This window comes from Clostridium peptidivorans (assembly GCF_900205925.1).
GTDB lineage: Bacteria > Bacillota > Clostridia > Clostridiales > Clostridiaceae > Clostridium_AK > Clostridium_AK peptidivorans.
In genome coordinates, this window is record NZ_OAOD01000014.1 from 54,997 (window position 1) to 71,522 (window position 16,526).

Here is a 16,526-nt window from a genome sequence, read left to right on the forward strand (position 1 = left end):
TAAGTATTAAAGAACATCTCTGTGCTACTTTGTGGGTTATAGTAATATATGAAATTTATTTGTCTTTTATTACGTTTAATGCACATGAAAAAGAGCTTCCCAAAAATAAGAAGCTCTTTTATTTGACTAATTTTTTATTATATCCGCTTAAGACCAATAAAACCTGTGATGGCAGATAAAAGATCCATATCAATATAGATAATTTTTTTGAAATAATTGATAACGCAACATTTATATCACAAAGTAAGAACAAAGTAATGCCAACTGCAATTAAGTACCTACTGCCCATTGGATAAAAAGTTCCCTTAAGAGTTTTCCAACCTGTATAAACACTATAAAGTAAAATAGCTGCATAGAAAGCTCCTATAATCACAGTAATCTTTTTTATACCGCCATAAGCTAAATCTTCTATTGATAACTTACTTATAAAAAATATAGCTATTAATATAATAAACATCATAGTAACTACTAAAAAACTTAAATCACTTTTTCCCCCTATAGCTCTCCTATGACGTATTATGTAAGTTATTTGTACTACACAAAATATCATTATACCTAATGTATTTAAATTTAAAATTATCATGCACAGATCGGCTAGTGCAGTAAAAAGAAATGCCAATCTTAAAAGCATAGTATCCTTTTTATCATGTCCGTTGTTCCCTATTAAAATAGCCAAAAACAAACATAGTAGTATTCCAAAATACTTTAACATTGATGAGTACACTGTTTTAAAATTATTGGTGTAATCAATATAAATAAACGCACAATATATAATTAACTCAACAAAAACCACAAACTTTACCATTATCATCTTAATATGATTTTTTATAATAATCACTTCCAAAATATAATATTTTTCTTATATTATATTTTGCTAAATTATAAGCTTAAATATTATGCTAAACTGTAATAATATATTAAATTTTTTATTAATTCATAAAAAATACACCTCCAAATGTTAAATATGATTATGTCATATGCCTAGCATTTGGGGTGCACTTCAAAAACATTTTATTTTTCAAATTTTACTAAGTATTTATAAATGTTATCTCACTTCATAGTAAGGCTCTAAATGCAGTATAACTTGAGAATTTTCCCCAAGCTCTTCCTTTACTCTATTTTCAATATTAGTAGCAAGAGTATGTGAATCTTCAACACTCATATAGGCATCTACCATTATGTGAAGATCTATATAAATTTCGTCCTCTGCCCCCCTGCTCCTTATTTTATGTGCATCTTTAACCTCTTCAAATTCAAGAGCTATATTCTTTATCTTTTCTGGATTTATAACCGCTTTATCTACTAGAACTCCACTGGTATCAACAAATATTTCATAGGCAGCATGGAATATAAAGCCTCCTACCACTAGCGAAGCTATAGGATCAATTATTGGAGGTAACCCAAGCTTAATACCTATAAGAGTTATTATAACACCAATAGAAACATACACATCTGATTTTGTATGCAGTGAATCAGAAATAAGAATCTGACTGCTAAGTTTTTTGCCTTCCCTATATTCAACCTTGCTTACAAATATATTCACCAAAAGAGTTATAAATAAAGCAATTATACCTTCTAGAGTTATATTTGGTGTAACTGGATTGTTAAATTTCTGGAACGCTTTAGTAATTACATTTACTCCAACTATAGTGAGCATGCCCCCGATAAAAAGACCTGCAAGAGTTTCAAACTTTCCATGTCCATAGGGGTGATCTTCATCCACAGGCTTTGAAGCAAACCAAATGCCTACTAATCCCACAATATTAGAGGCACCATCAGAAAGAGAATGGAATCCATCAGCAGTTAAACTTGCACTTTTAGCAATAGATCCAATTACAATTTTAAGTACAGCAACAAAAACATTTGCAAACAATATAATAAGTAATACATTCTTGACCTTTTTTATATTATTATTCATAATAGTGCTCCTTTTAAAAATTAATATTATTTATTTTAATTTAATAAATAAAAGCAAATTTAAATTATTCAATATCGCTATAATATTATCAGTTGATAATATTATTTTAATTCCACAATAGGTATTATATGCTAATGCATATGAATTTGCCACTATTTTTATGAACTGATTTTAAGTATCAATTGATAACGATAATCTGATTTAGTTATTAGATATTCCCACATGATAACTTCAAATACTGTATTTTTTTAGTCTTAACTTTAAAACGTAAAAAAGCCAATATCCTAAGATATTGACTCTAATCGTCTATAAATGCATTCAGTTCTTTTTTAATTTTTCTCCAATTTGGCAGAAATTTATCCATATAACCTATAAAGATATTATTATGACTCTTCTCAAGTAAATGAACTAATTCATGTACAACAACATATTCAAGGCACTTTGGATGCTTTTTTGCTAGCTGTAAATTAAGCCATATGCGCTTATCTCTTACATTGCAAGTGCCCCAACGTGTTTTCATATTCTTAACTCCCCACTCCTCAGCTGTAACCCCTATGATCTTCTGCCATTTCTCTAAAAGCTTAGGTATTTCTCTTTTAATATTCTCACGATACCATTCATTTAATACGTTTGCACGCCGCTCTATTGTACTTCTCTCACGTACTTGTAATATCAACTTGTCACCATTAATCTTTACATCATTACATCTATTTGAATAAACTAGCTCAAGGGCATATTTCCCCCCAAAAACATACACACTTTCGCCTGAAACATATTCACGTTTACACTGTTTAGGTTGATTTTTATATTTTTCTTGATGTTTTTTTATCCATGATATTTTAGAAATAACAAACATTTTAATAGCTTCATCATTCATATTTTTTGGTGCTGAAACTTGTACTCCTCCTTGTGGAGCTTTCACCCTCAAATATATATTTTTTATTTTCTTTTTCTGAACCTGAATTTCTATATCATCAATTATTAAGGTTGACACTTTATGTTCTCCTTTAATCGCCGCCAAGTTTATTTTTAATTCATTCTATGTAACTTTAAATTAAATATTATATTATTAACATTATATATTAAATAAAATTAATAATAAATAAGCTGCATATATGAAAAAAGGATGTAAGATATTAAAATCTCCATCCTTTTAAATAATAATTATTTGTTCATTCCTAATAAATCCTTTATAACTTCTCCCCCAATAATCATTCCAGCTACTGGAGGCACAAAAGAAATACTTCCTGGAATCTGTCTCTTTATAGAGCATCTCTTGCTGCTTTCTGCTGTGCAAACGCAACCGCCCTTGCAAGTTACAACTTCGTCTTCTTTTGGCTTTGTTGGAATTTCCTCAGAGTACAATACCTTAAGTTTCTTTACTCCTCTTTTCTTAAGCTCATGTCTCATAACCTTAGCAAGAGGACAAACCTTTGTATTATATAAATCAGCAATTTTAAACTGGGTCGGATCAAACTTATTCCCTGTTCCCATAGAGCAAATAATCTTCTTGTTATGCTCCTGACACCAAAGTACAAGGGCAATTTTCGAGGAAACCGTATCTATAGCATCAACTACATAATCAACATCCTCAGTTATAATATCACCAATATTTTCCCCAGTAACAAAGGTTCTATGTGCTATAACATTACATTCTCTATTTATATCTAAAATTCTTTCCTTAGCAACCTCAACCTTAGGTTTACCTACAGTTTTTAGAGTGGCAATAATCTGTCTATTTATATTAGTTAAACAAACAGCATCGTCATCTACAATAACTATACTTCCAACTCCTGCTCTTGCAAGTGCCTCTACTGTGAAGCTTCCAACTCCACCAACACCAAATACTACAACTTTACTATTTTTAAGTCTTTCGAGGCCTTCCTTACCTACTAAAAGCTCCGTTCTTGACAATGAATGCTGAGCCATATTCTTCTCTCCTTTAGTACTTTAATCAGTATATATTATATATCAACATCAGTGTAATTTAAATACTATAATTAAGCAATTTTTATAATACATATTTACAGTTAATTAAAACTATAAAAAATACCTAGAAGTATTTCTTCTAGGTTATGCTAAACTACTTATCTTTATGTGATTTTTGCTCTATAGGTTTAAATACCCATTCATAACCGCCTTGTGCCGTCATAGTTAATAAAATAGCATTAATAATCGTTAACATTAGTTTAGACATATCGAATGTATTTGACATAATTTGATAACCTATAATAATTATTAGTGCATATATAAATACTACATATTTTGTAGGCAGCCCTTTAAATACCTTATCAATTAATTCCTTAGTAAACTCAGTAATAAGTACTACTACAGCCACCATACCTCCAAATGTTGAAAGATAGTCTAATGTTATTAAATTGTCCATAATAAAATCCCCCTAATAATTCTATTAAATTATATTAATTTTAAGGAAATCTTATTACTAACTATATTTATAAAATATGATTTCTTACAAAAACCAAAATATCTTTTGCCCCTGCTTTTGTTATAAATTCCTTTAAATAATTCAGCCCTTTATTAAAATCTATAATTTTATTAGACTTTATCTTTACTCTTCTTCTTTGTCTAGCAACTGCCATTTCAACATTTAAATTATTTAAGTTTATAATTTCTTTATGTTTAATATATTTTAATATTTCCATGGAAATTTCTTTACTAAGATCCTCAACTGAAAAATATGTATTTTTATCATTTCCTTCAAAGCATCTGTATATTATATTTTTTAAATTTTTATCTATATTCTCTGGATAATTATCCTCTATAAAAATATCTAATACTGTATGCGGCAGCTTACCTGTAGCCATAAAATACATAATCTTACCTAGGCTGTATAAATCATTTTGCTTACTAAACTTCCATAATCTATAATTTCTTAGACTATCATTCTTATTATATAGCATGTGTGAATAGTCACCTTTTTCAACTATTTTAACCTGGTTGCTTTCCATAACAATTACATTATGTGGATTTAATTCTCTAAGTGTAAGAAAAAAATCTTTTTTATGAAATTCTTCTACGATATTACACAAATTTAATGTAATTTTATATATTTCATAAAGGTCTAATTCCTCTTTACCCCTTATATAATCCTCTAGTAGTTCTCCTTCTACCCGTTGTTTATCCTCAAAGTCTCTAGTATTATTCACTTATATTCCACCTTCTGTGCTAAATCTCTTGTAACTTACTACCTTAGTATTATACGTATAAACTTATTATTTTTAAGGTGTACTTTCTTATTTAATAAAGGTTCAAAAAATATATCCCATTAATTCACTCAGAACTAAATGGGATATTATAAATTACTACTGTCCACTAATGTAATTCAGTTGCATTATTATTTTTATATTTTTCTATTATTTGTTTTACCCTTCTTAACTGATTATCATAGTCTCTTACAACAGCCTTTACTTCATCTAATAAATTTAAGTCTAAATCCTTATTTTCATCTATAAATTTTTCTCCTTGGTATATACCCATTTCCATAGCCTTTACAGCATGCTCACAAACTTCTAGGTCTGTATTTACAGGAATTAATTTAATCTTCTCAAAGAACTCTGACATAGTCCCGATCAGTCCAAGAGTATCTGCTGCATTCCCGTCTATTTTTTCTATTCTATTAGTTATAGCTTCTTCATGTCTTTTGAAGGATTCTAAAATTACTTTCAACTCATTTTTAAGTTCTGAGTCTTCGGTCTTAGCAAGATAATCTTCAAAGGTGCTTCCACCCATATGTATTCCTTTTAAAAACTTATTCATCTCTTTTATATTATTTTCTGATTTTGCATGCATACTTTTCACCTCACTATATTGTTTGCAATGAGAATTCTTATTATCCCACAGCATTCATTTCTTATAGGAATAATTGCTTATATATCTTCACAAAATAACTAAAGTGTATTAAAGCACTTTATATAAAATGCAAATGAAATATAATGAGGTGTTTATTATGGATTTTACGAATATTAAAAAAGTAGAAGATTTAACTATTATGAGTGATACAAATAAGCGACTAAAAGAGGGCTGGATGCTTATTGGCACATATACAAATAGTTATGATCCCCAATCCTATCCAGGCCAAAATACCTTTCACTATGTTGTAGGACTTCCAGATGGCGTTGCTTACACAGATACTCCTCAAAACACCTATTACGATCATCCAGAGGACCTTGAAATATAATACTTTATTATGACCATTAAACAATTAAAAAACCCTAAAGTTTAAACACTTTGAGGGTTTTTTAATTGTTTGAAATTCTATTTTATTCAACTACAGATTACTTTACAACAACTCTTTCTTTAATTGTCACATTAACAGTATCTCCAGGCTGCTTGCCTATCTTTGCTCTAATATCCTTTCTGATTCCAAGTATATGGCAAGGTGTTTTGATTTTCACAAGACTTCCCTCATAAACTACACCATCAAAAGTAGCTGTAACAGGTACTCTGCCCTTGCCGAACTCTTCCTTTACATCGAATGGAATTTCTATATAAGCACCATCAATATCAGGTACTTTCTTAATCTCAGCTTCAAATTCATATAATTTACTCATAATATAACCACTCTTTCTCTACATTTATAATTATTTTATCTTCTATAAAGCTTAACTTGCTATTGCTAAGATCCACAATAATATCTATACTAATATTATAACATCGAATAATTGTAAAATACGATAAAAAATATATATAAAATATATATAAAATATATAATTAAATAACTATTATCTTAAAAGGGAGGATTTTTATATGTGGAAAATTCTTTTATCCTTAGTGGTGGGGGCTGCTATAGGATATTTTTTTAATTTATCTAATAAACAAAAAAAGATAAATAGCAAAATTCAGCAATTTGCCGTAGTTTTTTTACTCTTTTCTATGGGAATTTCTGTTGGTGCAAATAAATCAGTTATAGCTAACTTAAAAAACATAGGAACTACGGCTCTTACTTTTGCAATTTTAACATCTCTATTTAGTATAATATTTGTTTTTGTAGTGACAAACAAGTTCATGAAAGGGAGTGATTCTTAGTGACAATTATTTTAGTTGCAGCTATGATAGGAGGAATTCTCTGCGGTTATTTTATCGTCCCAGAAAATATTGCAAACAATATAGACATTATTAGCAGTGCTGCACTTAATCTTACAATTTTATCCGTTGGAATTGGTGTTGGTTCAAATAAGAAACTTATAGGAGATTTAAAAAAGGCTGGATTAAAAATACTGTTAGTTCCTCTTTTCATAATTCTTGGAAGCTTTCTTGGTGGCATTATAACCTCGCTAATTTACAATTTACCCATTAAATCAGGTTTATCTATAGCCTCTGGCTTTGGGTGGTATAGTTTATCAGGAATAATGCTTACAACCCTGGATAGTGCTCATGTAGGAACCATAGCCCTTCTTACAAACATATTTAGGGAATTAATTGCGGTAATGTCTATTCCCATTATTGCATCAAAATTAAATCATTACACAACCATAGCTCCAGCAGGTGCCACATCTATGGATACCACTCTTCCACTTATCTCAGAGGTTACTTCTCCCGAGATAACGGTAATATCTTTTTTAAATGGTGTAGTATTAAGTTCTTTGGTACCTATACTTATTAGCTTTTTTTATGCACTATAGAAAAAGTGCCACATTTTTAATGTTTAACTAGCAGTAGGGAATTTGCACCTAGGAAAGCGGTTCATTTCACTAAAAAGGGCTAATATTTATAAATTTAAGATACCTAAGCCTTCTAAACTCGCTATGGCTCAGACAGTAGAAGGCTCTATAAGGTATTTTAATTTTATAAATAAAGCCCTTTTAAAGCTCATTCAATGCTTTCTACGGTGCAAATCCCCTACTGTATTCAACATTAAAAATATCTTCATTTTAAAAATTAGTACATAAAATCGGAATAATTGATACTAGTTCTTCACAAAATAAAGCATATGTGTGTCATACAAACCACTAACTAAAATCTTCAGGAACCTATCTAATAAAGCTGAGGAGGACATATGCATACAATATTTGAAACATCAACAAGGACTTTCATTGGATTTGTAGTGTTATTAATTTTGACTCGCTTACTTGGTAAAAAACAACTAAGTCAGATAACCTTTTTTACTTACATAACAGGGATTGCTTTGGGGAATATAGCTGGAGATATGGTAGTACATAGAGACATAAAACTTATAGATGGTGTAACAGGTCTTATTGTATGGTCTATTTTAACTTTTATTGTTGAACTTATAAGTTTAAAATCATCTAAAGCAAGGATATATCTTGATGGTGAACCTACCATCGTCATTAAAAAGGGAATCATCATGCAAAAGGAATTAGCTCAGCAAAGATTAAATATGGATGATCTTACAATGCTGTTACGACTTAATAATGTTTTTTCTATACAAGATGTTGATTACGCAATACTGGAACCCAATGGTGAGTTAAGTGTATTAAAAAAGCCTTTACTTGAATCTGTTATAAAAAAAGATATGAAAATTAAACCAGATAATCGAATGTATTTACCTACAGAAATTATAGTTGATGGGAAATTAGTAGAAAAAAATTTAAAGGAATTAAATATCAATGATGAATGGGTATTTGATCAAATAAAAAAGTCAGGTATAAATTCAGTTAAAGATGTTTTCTTTGCTGAATTACAAAGCGATGGGACCCTTTATTTAAGCAAAAAAATAAGTTGATAAACGAATAAATAATAAAATACCTCATCAGTTCTTATTTGAACTTATGAGGTATTTTAAATTGCAACATCCAAAATATCCTAGAAGTCTGACCCCTCATTAATTTTGTTTTTCAACTATTTTATTTATAATTTTTTCTTCCACAAGCTCACTTTTACTAAAGCCTTTTCTAAAATATCTTATTTGTTTATATTTAGTTCCGTTCATCTCAAAATCTAAAACATCTATTCTCTCTCCACTGTAAACTACAGGTTCCTTTTCACCTTTTAAAAATACATGTATTTCCATGATTCAAGCACATCCTTAATTATATATTTATCTAAAATCATTATATATATTAAATTTGTTATCTTCAATTGTTTATAGCTAAAAATTTTCTTGGAGAATAATTATTCCTCTAGGTTATCCATAATATCCCAGGTGTCTGGCCCCTTATTAAATCGTTACCGAATAAACATCAGAGAATTCTATATTTATCATCTCAACATTAGTTTCGTAAAAAGACTTGTCTTGATACTTTTCATCACTAGTCACTTCAACAGGCAGTACTATTGTAAATTCACAACCTTTTCCTTCATCACTTTTAACAGTTATTTTGCCGCCATGTATATCAATAAAGGATTTCACAAGATATAGTCCTATTCCAGTTCCCTCACATTGTCTTGAAAGTGAACGGTTTACTTGCCCCAAACGTTCAAAGATGACATTAATCATATTTTCAGGAATACCTTGCCCATCATCTTTTACTGTAATAACAACATTTTCTCCTTTATCCTCTAAATCTACATATATATGTCCATTGGAATTAGTATACTTAAAGGCATTAGATAGCAGATTTAATATTACACGTTCTATCTTATCATGGTCAAAAGCCATAATTTTTTCTTCAACATTTGTGTCAAATATAAGTTCTATATCTTTGCTTTTTATATAAGATGCTACAGATTGAGTAATGTCTTCAATAACACTTACTATATTACCATTCTTTTTATTAATTTTAATAAATCCAGAATCAACTTTAGTGATGTCCATAAGATTATTTATGAGTCTAGTCATTCTGAAACAATTTTGCTTCACTATTTTTAAATATGATTTAAATTTGCCTATATTGCTAGTGCTGAAATTTTCCAAGTACATGTTCATTGTTTGAATGGCAACAGAAATAACATTAACTGGTGTCTTAAATTCATGAGACATATTAGTAAAAAACTCTGTTACAAGAATATTAAATTCTCTAGATTCATTTAATAATTTTAAATTTTTTTCCACATCATTTTTTAGTGTTTCTATTTGTTTTTCTGATGTTATATCAAGTAAAAAAGTCATCACTGAGGCCTTACCCTCATATACAAAAAAAGAAGATGTGTTGCGAACCGCAATTGAGTCACCCTTACAGTTTAGTATGTTTGCTTCAGATATAACTCTAGAAAGCTTACTTTCAGCTATATTTGAATACTTTTCTTTTGTAGACAACATATCATTTTGTAAACAATAATTGTATATTGATTTATCATTTAGCTCCAAAGGATTTTCGTATCCTAATAATCTAGCTGCACTCTCATTTCCATACAAAATTTTCCCATCAGCATGGACAATAATAGCGTTTTGTGAGTTTTCAAATAGAATATCGTAGCATACTTTGTTTTTTATTAATGATTCCTCAATAATTTGTCTCTCTGTATTCTTTTCCATTAATTCAGTACTTAGTAGTTGAAGCTGATTATCCTTTTTTATTTTATTTTCATTTTGCAGTTCTACATAGTATCCAAGAACCCATGCAACAAAAATGAACACACCCACCATTATTAAATCTTTTTGAAAATGTATATTAATACCACTAACTGAGGGCGCATATAATAAATCTACTCCAAGAATAAATATAGAAGAAAAAAGTGCGGTAAGAACTCCATAGCTTAATCCATATTCAATAACTGAAAATATTATTAATAATAAAAACAAATACTTATATTCATTATCATAAGCCGAAAATAAATATATTGGTAAAGAGATAATTGATAAAAAGAAAATGTTTTCAATTAACCATGAAATATTAAATATACCCACTGACAATTTTAATTTTAAATTAGTTATTATCCAGCCCACATAGATTAATGTCATAGTACATAAGAAAAATGCTGTAGTGTATAAATTGAATTGGCCATTATTTTTTATTTTTAAAATTGACCAATAATTAGGCATGTTAATATATACAATTATGCTGATGAATACTATTATTGCAATTTTTATAATTGATAACATCCTAAATATATTATTTTCACTTTCATTTTTAGTATGCTTCATAAGTTAACCTCCTTAGATAAAAACAAAGCCTTTATTAAAACATAAAAATCACTAATTGAATAAATCAGTAATTTTTATCTTCAAAAATATTTATTTCTTCCTTACTTGCTATAAAATAACGAATCGTTATAATAAGTAAGCATGCAATAGTTAATGAGGGAATTCCAAGCATAGATTTAGTAATAGGATTTACAACTTCAATATTTATATCGATATTTAGTAAATTTAATATTACCATATTTAGAAACTCACTTAAGGAAAGTATTAAAAACATAAGCAAAACACTATATATTGCCTTTATTATTGGTATACCAGCGATAACCATGATACCTATAGTAAAAAAAATAATAATGAATGTATGCACTCCCATATATATAGGAAGCATTCTTACAAGAAAAGTTACTATTACCATTATTATGCTTGAAAATATATAATTTTTCATGTTAATTGACGTCTTAGCTATCACATATATTCCCCAAATCATTAATAAAATTTCAGGAATACCTCTTAAGAAAATTTCTATCCAGTAGAGTTTAAGCATATTTCCATAACCTTTCCTCATACATTTTAACTTTAGTTCTATATGATATTATTCGATATTATATGTAAATTTCCTTCTGAAAAATATATAAAATCACTATATTGTTAAAAACCTAGAAGGATTCCCCCTCTAGGTATAGTATTTAGATTTCCATAATTATTGGAAGAATAATAGGTTTTCTTCTTGTTTTGTTATATAGGAATTGTCCTAATGAATATTTTATATTAGACTTTATTACTAACCATTCCGTAACCTTTTTCTCCATGCATTTATCTAACTCAGCTTTTACTACCTCTGCTGCTTCATTTAATAAATTTCCAGATTCTTTTACATAAACAAATCCTCTTGTAATAATATCTGGCCCTGAAATTACAGTAAATGATGCTTTATCTATTGTTACTACCACTGTCAATATACCATCTTGTGATAGGTGTTTTCTATCTCGAAGCACTATATTTCCTACGTCACCAATACCAAGACCATCTATCATAACCGCACCTGAAGTAACTCTTCCTGATCTTCTAGCACTGTTTCTGCTTAACTCTAGCGTCTGTCCAGTTTCCAAAAGGAATATATTTTTTGAATCCATACCTAAGCTTTCAGCTAGCAATCCATGCTGTCTCAAATGTCTATATTCACCATGAACAGGCATAAAAAATTTAGGCTTAATCAAAGTATGCATCAGTTTTAACTCTTCCTGACAAGCATGACCTGAAACATGAACTTCTTCTAAAGCATTATAAATCACCTCTGCTCCCTTCTTAAAAAGCTCATCTATAAGTTTGGATATAGGCTTTTCATTTCCTGGAATTGGAGAAGCAGAAATGATTACTAAATCACCTTTTTCAATACTTATTTTTTTATGAGCTCCATATGCAATTCTTGAAAGTGCAGCCATTGGCTCTCCTTGACTTCCTGTGGTTATAATGGTTATTTTATCAGCAGGATATTTATCAATATCATCTACACTTATCAGTTGATCTTCAGGCAATTGCATATAACCTAATTCCATAGCTATTTTAGAAATTTTCTCCATACTTCTTCCGCTAAATGCAACTTTTCTTCCATAAAATAAAGATGAATTTATAATTTGCTGAATTCTATTAATATTTGATGCAAAAGAAGCAACAATTACTCTACCCTTTGCATTACTAAAAATTCTTGTTAAATTTTCTCCTATAATCTTCTCTGAAACTGTATAACCTGGTCGCTCAACATTTGTGCTATCTGCCATTAATAGTAGTACCTTCTGGCTTCCTAGCTTTGCAAAACGGTGAAGATTTATCACTTCTCCGTCTATAGGAGTATAATCTATTTTAAAATCTCCAGTATGAATTATAGTGCCTTCTGGAGTTTGTATAGCTAATGCACAAGCATCTGCAATACTATGACAGGTTCTTATAAATTCAACTTTAAAGCGTTCAGTTTTAACTTCTTCTCCTGGTTTAACTTCAAAAAGAGTACAGTTAGAAAGCATATTATGTTCCTCTAACTTACTTTTTACTAATTCTAATGTCAACCTTGTACCATAAACCGGTACATTTAGCTGCTTTAAGACATATGGAAGACCACCTATATGATCCTCATGTCCATGGGTTAATACAAAACCCTTTACTTTTTCACTATTATTAAGTAAATAGGTTATATCTGGTATAACCAAATCAATACCATACATTTCCGTGTCAGGGAAAGCTAATCCACAGTCAATGACAATTATTTCATCATCATATTCTATAGCTGTAATGTTCTTACCAATTTCCCCTAGACCTCCTAAAGCAATCACTTTTACTTTGGGTTTATTTTTTGCTATCATCTAATCTCCTATCCGGTAAAACGCCCCTTCCTTAAAGGCCCTTTACCATTAAAATTCTTAAGTTTATTTCATTAACAATATCACAAAACAAGTGCCTTTATAAAAATTAGAAACACTGGTTACTATTTCTTTTAAATTTTATACACTTACTTCCATTCACACTATTATTAAATTTGGATATTTTTCACCTAAAATCCGATTAACAGTATCACCAAAGCAGTAAACTTCTCTATAAACAATTTTCTCTATGCAGTTCATTAATAATTTATCAAAGTCTACATATATCCTTGCCCTGACTTTCTAATTTGATTTGTAAAATATCAAAAAATAATTATTTAATGTTGCAAAATAGGAAAATTTAATTCAGTGTTACTGTGCAAATAATAAATTCATTAATAATTTCCATCATATATTATATAATTCAACTCGTTTTTATGGTTCACTGTCATGAAAAAACTTGAATAAATATAAGATCTTTGCTTTAATAATTGGAGCAATTTATATTCATTCATCTTTTTTCATAACTGCATTCACTATTGTATAAATTAATTAAAATAATTTAACTAATTTTTAAATACTTCGTCAATTCACTAAGGTTTATAATTTGATTTTTCACGCTATAATTTATGTTATTATATACTATAATTTACAAACAATCAAGCTTAAACATAAATGCTTATGAATAATTTATGGATAAATTATAAAAATTTAATAAAACTAAAGGAGGTGTTATGAAGATGTAAAAAAGATATACATGTAAAATATCTGCAAGTAAATATTTAAACAAAACAATAATATAAAAACATGAAATTTAGCTTTACTTATGGCATAATAAAAATAAAATCAAAAAATGCAAGGAGAAATTTACATATGAAAAAAATAATAATAAATAGCTTTAATCTTGAAAAATTGAAAACAACAAATGTAAAAATTGCTGCCCCAGAGCATACAGTACATGTTCATGGTGGTTATTATGTTGGAGAGCGCAAAGATGGTAAGATGCATGGAGAAGGAACCTACTTTTACAAGGACGGCAGTATATATGTAGGACAATGGAAGAATGACCAAATGGATGGTCAAGGTACTTTTACCTGGTCATGCGGAGAAAAATATGTAGGGCAATGGAAAAACGATGATAAGCACGGACATGGAATTTATACTTGGCCAGATGGAGAAGTATATGTAGGCAACTGGGAAAATGGTGCAAGGTCTGGTGAAGGCGTTTGTTCTTGGCCAGATGGAGACGTTTATGCCGGTGAGTGGTCAGATGATTTAAGACATGGTTATGGTATTCATACTTGGTCAGATGGAGAAAAATATGTAGGACAATGGAATAATAATATAAGAGAAGGACAAGGTATGTATATATTTGCCGATGGTAAAGTTAATGTAGGAAACTTTAAAAATAATGAATTTGTAGATTAAAAAGAAAGCATACATAGATTTAATTCATATAAATCTATGTATGCTGCAATATTAACACTTGCCACTTGCCATATGGGTGGCACTTATGCCCAAATATCTTTAGTCAAATCTTCTATAATCTTCTTTCTTTTTTCAGTTTCCTCAGCGTCAATACTAATACTTATAGTAAGCACATGACCCTCTTTAGCTTCTTCAGGTAAAATTCCCCTTGGTATATCTACCATAGTTTTGTCTTCTGTTTCACATACTGCAAAATTGCCTTCAAACCTATCAATTATTACTTTCATATGTTTAAAACCTCCTAGTAAGTGCAAACATCGCAGGGATCTGAATGGGTTGAATTAATAGCTTCACCTAGAGTAAATTGTAATATGGTTTTACTTCTTGAAAGAGTTTTACAATTTTTATCATAGTGATATGATTTTCCTTTAGGAGTATAATATACTACTTTGCTTTTATTGCCTGTTGATGGCTTCGCAGTAGATTTTGGCGTAGTTGTCACATTAGTTTTAGGCTTAGTTGTTACATTAGTTTTTGGCGTAACTGGAGCCGGTACAACTTGAGTTTTTGTACTTGTACTATTTTTTGCATTACCTGATGAATTTGAAGCTATGCCTTTATAGCTACCTGGATTAGTACTAAATTTCACCTGATTACCATCACTTGTAGCTACTACAGTGCCATTCTCATCAGTTCTATAAACAGGTATATTTTTAGCTTTCAATCTGTTCATCACATCTTGTGTAGGATGTCCATAGCTATTACCTGTTCCTACTGAAATAACCGCATACTTAGGATTAACTTTATTTAAAAAGTTTTGGCTAGTTGAAGATCTACTTCCATGGTGTCCTACTTTTAACACTGTTGACCCTAAATCTAATCCCTTATTAACCATTTCACTTTCGCTTATACTTTCAGCATCTCCCGTTAGTAAAAATGAAGTATTACCATAGACTACTTTAAGTACTATTGAATAATCATTAGCATCCTCATAACTAGAGCCATTTGGCGCAAGTACAGTAACGGTGGCATCTCCTAATTTAAAACTTTCCTCTACACTTGGAACAGTAAGCTTAAGCCCTTTCCCCTTAACAGCTCTTACAAAATCTTCAAAGGTCTTTGTAGTTGCTGTCTGCTTAGGGAAATATACTTTTCCTACTTTAAATGAATTTATTATGTAATCTGCACTTCCAATATGATCCTCATCCTTATGTGTTCCAACAAAGTATTTAAGTTCGCTAATTCCCTGCTTATCTAGATAATTTTTAACTGTCTGATTATCTGCATTATTACCTGCATCAACAAGCATTGCAGAGCTTCCTTGCTGAACTAAAATAGAATCAGCCTGTCCTACGTCTATGAAGTGAACTTTAAGTTCTCCATTTACTGGCACTTTAGTATCCTTCGATGTATTATCTTTTACCTTAGTGTCCTTGGTTTCAACTGGAGCTATTGTAGCCTTGTCATTTCCTTTTGTAGATGCACAACCTGTAACTGCACCCATAATTACAAATACTGATATACATGCTGCCATTGATGCCTTATTCCACTTAATGCTTGTCCTAAAGCCAAGCACTGTTCTTAGCATCATCTTAATTGTTTCTTTCAAAAAATCTCCTCCTTATTTTCTTAAATCCAACTTATATTATATATGCTATGAGGTACTACTTTCAATTGTTAGTATTCACAAGTAAATATTTGTATTTGTTTACAATTAAATAATTTTATTCATTTTATTTAATTTTCACTTTGTTCACAATTTTTAACACGACAATTGTAGACATTTTTCGCTCTCCATGCTACTATTACTGTGTATCAAATTAAT

The 16,526-nt window shown here is 29.6% G+C and carries 19 protein-coding genes; 5 read left to right on the plus strand and 14 right to left on the minus strand.

Annotated elements, in window-relative coordinates:
• Window positions 1-118 precede the first annotated feature (118 nt).
• The 7 genes from CRN98_RS12020 to CRN98_RS12050 form a co-directional block, all read right to left on the minus strand.
• Window positions 119-712, minus strand: a complete 594-nt coding sequence (locus CRN98_RS12020) for a lysoplasmalogenase family protein (RefSeq protein ID WP_143331297.1) — start codon at window positions 710-712, stop codon at window positions 119-121.
• 333 nt (window positions 713-1,045) lie between these two features.
• Complete coding sequence (locus CRN98_RS12025) at window positions 1,046-1,918, minus strand: cation diffusion facilitator family transporter (protein ID WP_097027669.1); 873 nt, start codon at window positions 1,916-1,918, stop codon at window positions 1,046-1,048.
• Window positions 1,919-2,216: 298 nt separating this feature from the next.
• A complete protein-coding gene (locus tag CRN98_RS12030) occupies window positions 2,217-2,912 on the minus strand; it encodes a M48 family metallopeptidase (RefSeq protein WP_097027670.1) in 696 nt (231 codons plus the stop codon).
• Window positions 2,913-3,082: 170 nt separating this feature from the next.
• Window positions 3,083-3,847 carry a tRNA threonylcarbamoyladenosine dehydratase gene (locus tag CRN98_RS12035; protein ID WP_097027671.1) on the minus strand — a complete coding sequence of 255 codons (765 nt, stop codon included), beginning with the start codon at window positions 3,845-3,847 and terminating at the stop codon, window positions 3,083-3,085.
• Window positions 3,848-4,001: 154 nt separating this feature from the next.
• Window positions 4,002-4,304: a hypothetical protein gene (locus CRN98_RS12040; protein ID WP_097027672.1), complete on the minus strand. Its 303-nt coding sequence runs from the start codon at window positions 4,302-4,304 to the stop codon at window positions 4,002-4,004.
• Between the two features lie 67 nt (window positions 4,305-4,371).
• The gene (locus CRN98_RS12045) at window positions 4,372-5,085 is read right to left on the minus strand and encodes a protein kinase family protein (RefSeq protein WP_097027673.1); all 714 of its coding nucleotides are present in this window, start codon (window positions 5,083-5,085) and stop codon (window positions 4,372-4,374) included.
• Window positions 5,086-5,251: 166 nt separating this feature from the next.
• A complete protein-coding gene (locus tag CRN98_RS12050; RefSeq protein WP_097027674.1) occupies window positions 5,252-5,728 on the minus strand; it encodes a hypothetical protein in 477 nt (158 codons plus the stop codon).
• Between the two features lie 157 nt (window positions 5,729-5,885).
• Between CRN98_RS12050 and CRN98_RS12055 the strand changes: the two genes are divergently transcribed.
• Window positions 5,886-6,116: a hypothetical protein gene (locus CRN98_RS12055; protein ID WP_097027675.1), complete on the plus strand. Its 231-nt coding sequence runs from the start codon at window positions 5,886-5,888 to the stop codon at window positions 6,114-6,116.
• A gap of 97 nt (window positions 6,117-6,213) precedes the next feature.
• Here CRN98_RS12055 and CRN98_RS12060 read toward each other — a convergent pair whose 3' ends face one another.
• Window positions 6,214-6,489 (minus strand): DUF1905 domain-containing protein, encoded by a 276-nt coding sequence (locus CRN98_RS12060; RefSeq protein ID WP_097027676.1) that lies wholly within the window; start codon window positions 6,487-6,489, stop codon window positions 6,214-6,216.
• Window positions 6,490-6,685: 196 nt separating this feature from the next.
• On the opposite strand from CRN98_RS12060, the gene CRN98_RS12065 reads away from it, so the two are divergent.
• The 3 genes from CRN98_RS12065 to CRN98_RS12075 all read left to right on the plus strand — a co-directional run bounded on the left by CRN98_RS12065 (window position 6,686) and on the right by CRN98_RS12075 (window position 8,621).
• On the plus strand, window positions 6,686-6,964 hold the full coding sequence (locus CRN98_RS12065) for a LysO family transporter (protein WP_097027677.1): 279 nt from the start codon (window positions 6,686-6,688) through the stop codon (window positions 6,962-6,964).
• A 23-nt stretch (window positions 6,965-6,987) separates the two neighbouring features.
• Window positions 6,988-7,560 (plus strand): LysO family transporter, encoded by a 573-nt coding sequence (locus CRN98_RS12070; RefSeq protein WP_423237100.1) that lies wholly within the window; start codon window positions 6,988-6,990, stop codon window positions 7,558-7,560.
• Window positions 7,561-7,934: 374 nt separating this feature from the next.
• Window positions 7,935-8,621, plus strand: a complete 687-nt coding sequence (locus CRN98_RS12075; RefSeq protein WP_097027679.1) for a YetF domain-containing protein — start codon at window positions 7,935-7,937, stop codon at window positions 8,619-8,621.
• A gap of 99 nt (window positions 8,622-8,720) precedes the next feature.
• Here the strand turns inward: CRN98_RS12075 and CRN98_RS12080 are convergent, their stop codons facing one another.
• The 4 genes from CRN98_RS12080 to CRN98_RS12095 form a co-directional block, all read right to left on the minus strand.
• Complete coding sequence (locus CRN98_RS12080; protein ID WP_097027680.1) at window positions 8,721-8,909, minus strand: hypothetical protein; 189 nt, start codon at window positions 8,907-8,909, stop codon at window positions 8,721-8,723.
• Window positions 8,910-9,056: 147 nt separating this feature from the next.
• Window positions 9,057-10,922 carry a sensor histidine kinase gene (locus CRN98_RS12085; protein ID WP_097027681.1) on the minus strand — a complete coding sequence of 622 codons (1,866 nt, stop codon included), beginning with the start codon at window positions 10,920-10,922 and terminating at the stop codon, window positions 9,057-9,059.
• 64 nt (window positions 10,923-10,986) lie between these two features.
• Entirely contained in the window at window positions 10,987-11,484 is a 498-nt protein-coding gene (locus CRN98_RS12090) for a hypothetical protein (protein WP_341455812.1), read from the minus strand.
• Between the two features lie 121 nt (window positions 11,485-11,605).
• Window positions 11,606-13,276 (minus strand): ribonuclease J, encoded by a 1,671-nt coding sequence (locus CRN98_RS12095; RefSeq protein ID WP_097027683.1) that lies wholly within the window; start codon window positions 13,274-13,276, stop codon window positions 11,606-11,608.
• A gap of 870 nt (window positions 13,277-14,146) precedes the next feature.
• On the opposite strand from CRN98_RS12095, the gene CRN98_RS12100 reads away from it, so the two are divergent.
• Entirely contained in the window at window positions 14,147-14,701 is a 555-nt protein-coding gene (locus CRN98_RS12100) for an MORN repeat-containing protein (protein WP_097027684.1), read from the plus strand.
• Window positions 14,702-14,784: 83 nt separating this feature from the next.
• On the opposite strand, the gene CRN98_RS12105 is transcribed toward CRN98_RS12100, so the two are convergent.
• Together CRN98_RS12105 and CRN98_RS12110 are read right to left on the minus strand one after the other, a co-directional pair.
• Window positions 14,785-14,988: a DUF3006 domain-containing protein gene (locus tag CRN98_RS12105; protein ID WP_097027685.1), complete on the minus strand. Its 204-nt coding sequence runs from the start codon at window positions 14,986-14,988 to the stop codon at window positions 14,785-14,787.
• A 14-nt stretch (window positions 14,989-15,002) separates the two neighbouring features.
• Window positions 15,003-16,310 carry a ComEC/Rec2 family competence protein gene (locus CRN98_RS12110; protein ID WP_278335427.1) on the minus strand — a complete coding sequence of 436 codons (1,308 nt, stop codon included), beginning with the start codon at window positions 16,308-16,310 and terminating at the stop codon, window positions 15,003-15,005.
• Window positions 16,311-16,526 lie beyond the last annotated feature (216 nt).

Excerpts from the sequence above, each read along its gene's own strand:
- CRN98_RS12075 (WP_097027679.1), top strand. The coding sequence starts at position 7,935 with ATGCATACAATATTTGAAACATCAACAAGGACTTTCATTGGATTTGTA.
- CRN98_RS12050 (WP_097027674.1), bottom strand. The coding sequence starts at position 5,728 with ATGCATGCAAAATCAGAAAATAATATAAAAGAGATGAATAAGTTTTTA.
- CRN98_RS12100 (WP_097027684.1), top strand. The coding sequence starts at position 14,147 with ATGAAAAAAATAATAATAAATAGCTTTAATCTTGAAAAATTGAAAACA.
- CRN98_RS12085 (WP_097027681.1), bottom strand. The coding sequence starts at position 10,922 with ATGAAGCATACTAAAAATGAAAGTGAAAATAATATATTTAGGATGTTA.
- CRN98_RS12065 (WP_097027677.1), top strand. The coding sequence starts at position 6,686 with ATGTGGAAAATTCTTTTATCCTTAGTGGTGGGGGCTGCTATAGGATAT.
- CRN98_RS12040 (WP_097027672.1), bottom strand. The coding sequence starts at position 4,304 with ATGGACAATTTAATAACATTAGACTATCTTTCAACATTTGGAGGTATG.
- CRN98_RS12080 (WP_097027680.1), bottom strand. The coding sequence starts at position 8,909 with ATGGAAATACATGTATTTTTAAAAGGTGAAAAGGAACCTGTAGTTTAC.
- CRN98_RS12055 (WP_097027675.1), top strand. The coding sequence starts at position 5,886 with ATGGATTTTACGAATATTAAAAAAGTAGAAGATTTAACTATTATGAGT.
- CRN98_RS12060 (WP_097027676.1), bottom strand. The coding sequence starts at position 6,489 with ATGAGTAAATTATATGAATTTGAAGCTGAGATTAAGAAAGTACCTGAT.
- CRN98_RS12105 (WP_097027685.1), bottom strand. The coding sequence starts at position 14,988 with ATGAAAGTAATAATTGATAGGTTTGAAGGCAATTTTGCAGTATGTGAA.
- CRN98_RS12035 (WP_097027671.1), bottom strand. The coding sequence starts at position 3,847 with ATGGCTCAGCATTCATTGTCAAGAACGGAGCTTTTAGTAGGTAAGGAA.
- CRN98_RS12090 (WP_341455812.1), bottom strand. The coding sequence starts at position 11,484 with ATGAGGAAAGGTTATGGAAATATGCTTAAACTCTACTGGATAGAAATT.
- CRN98_RS12095 (WP_097027683.1), bottom strand. The coding sequence starts at position 13,276 with ATGATAGCAAAAAATAAACCCAAAGTAAAAGTGATTGCTTTAGGAGGT.
- CRN98_RS12070 (WP_423237100.1), top strand. The coding sequence starts at position 6,988 with ATGATAGGAGGAATTCTCTGCGGTTATTTTATCGTCCCAGAAAATATT.
- CRN98_RS12020 (WP_143331297.1), bottom strand. The coding sequence starts at position 712 with ATGTTAAAGTATTTTGGAATACTACTATGTTTGTTTTTGGCTATTTTA.
- CRN98_RS12025 (WP_097027669.1), bottom strand. The coding sequence starts at position 1,918 with ATGAATAATAATATAAAAAAGGTCAAGAATGTATTACTTATTATATTG.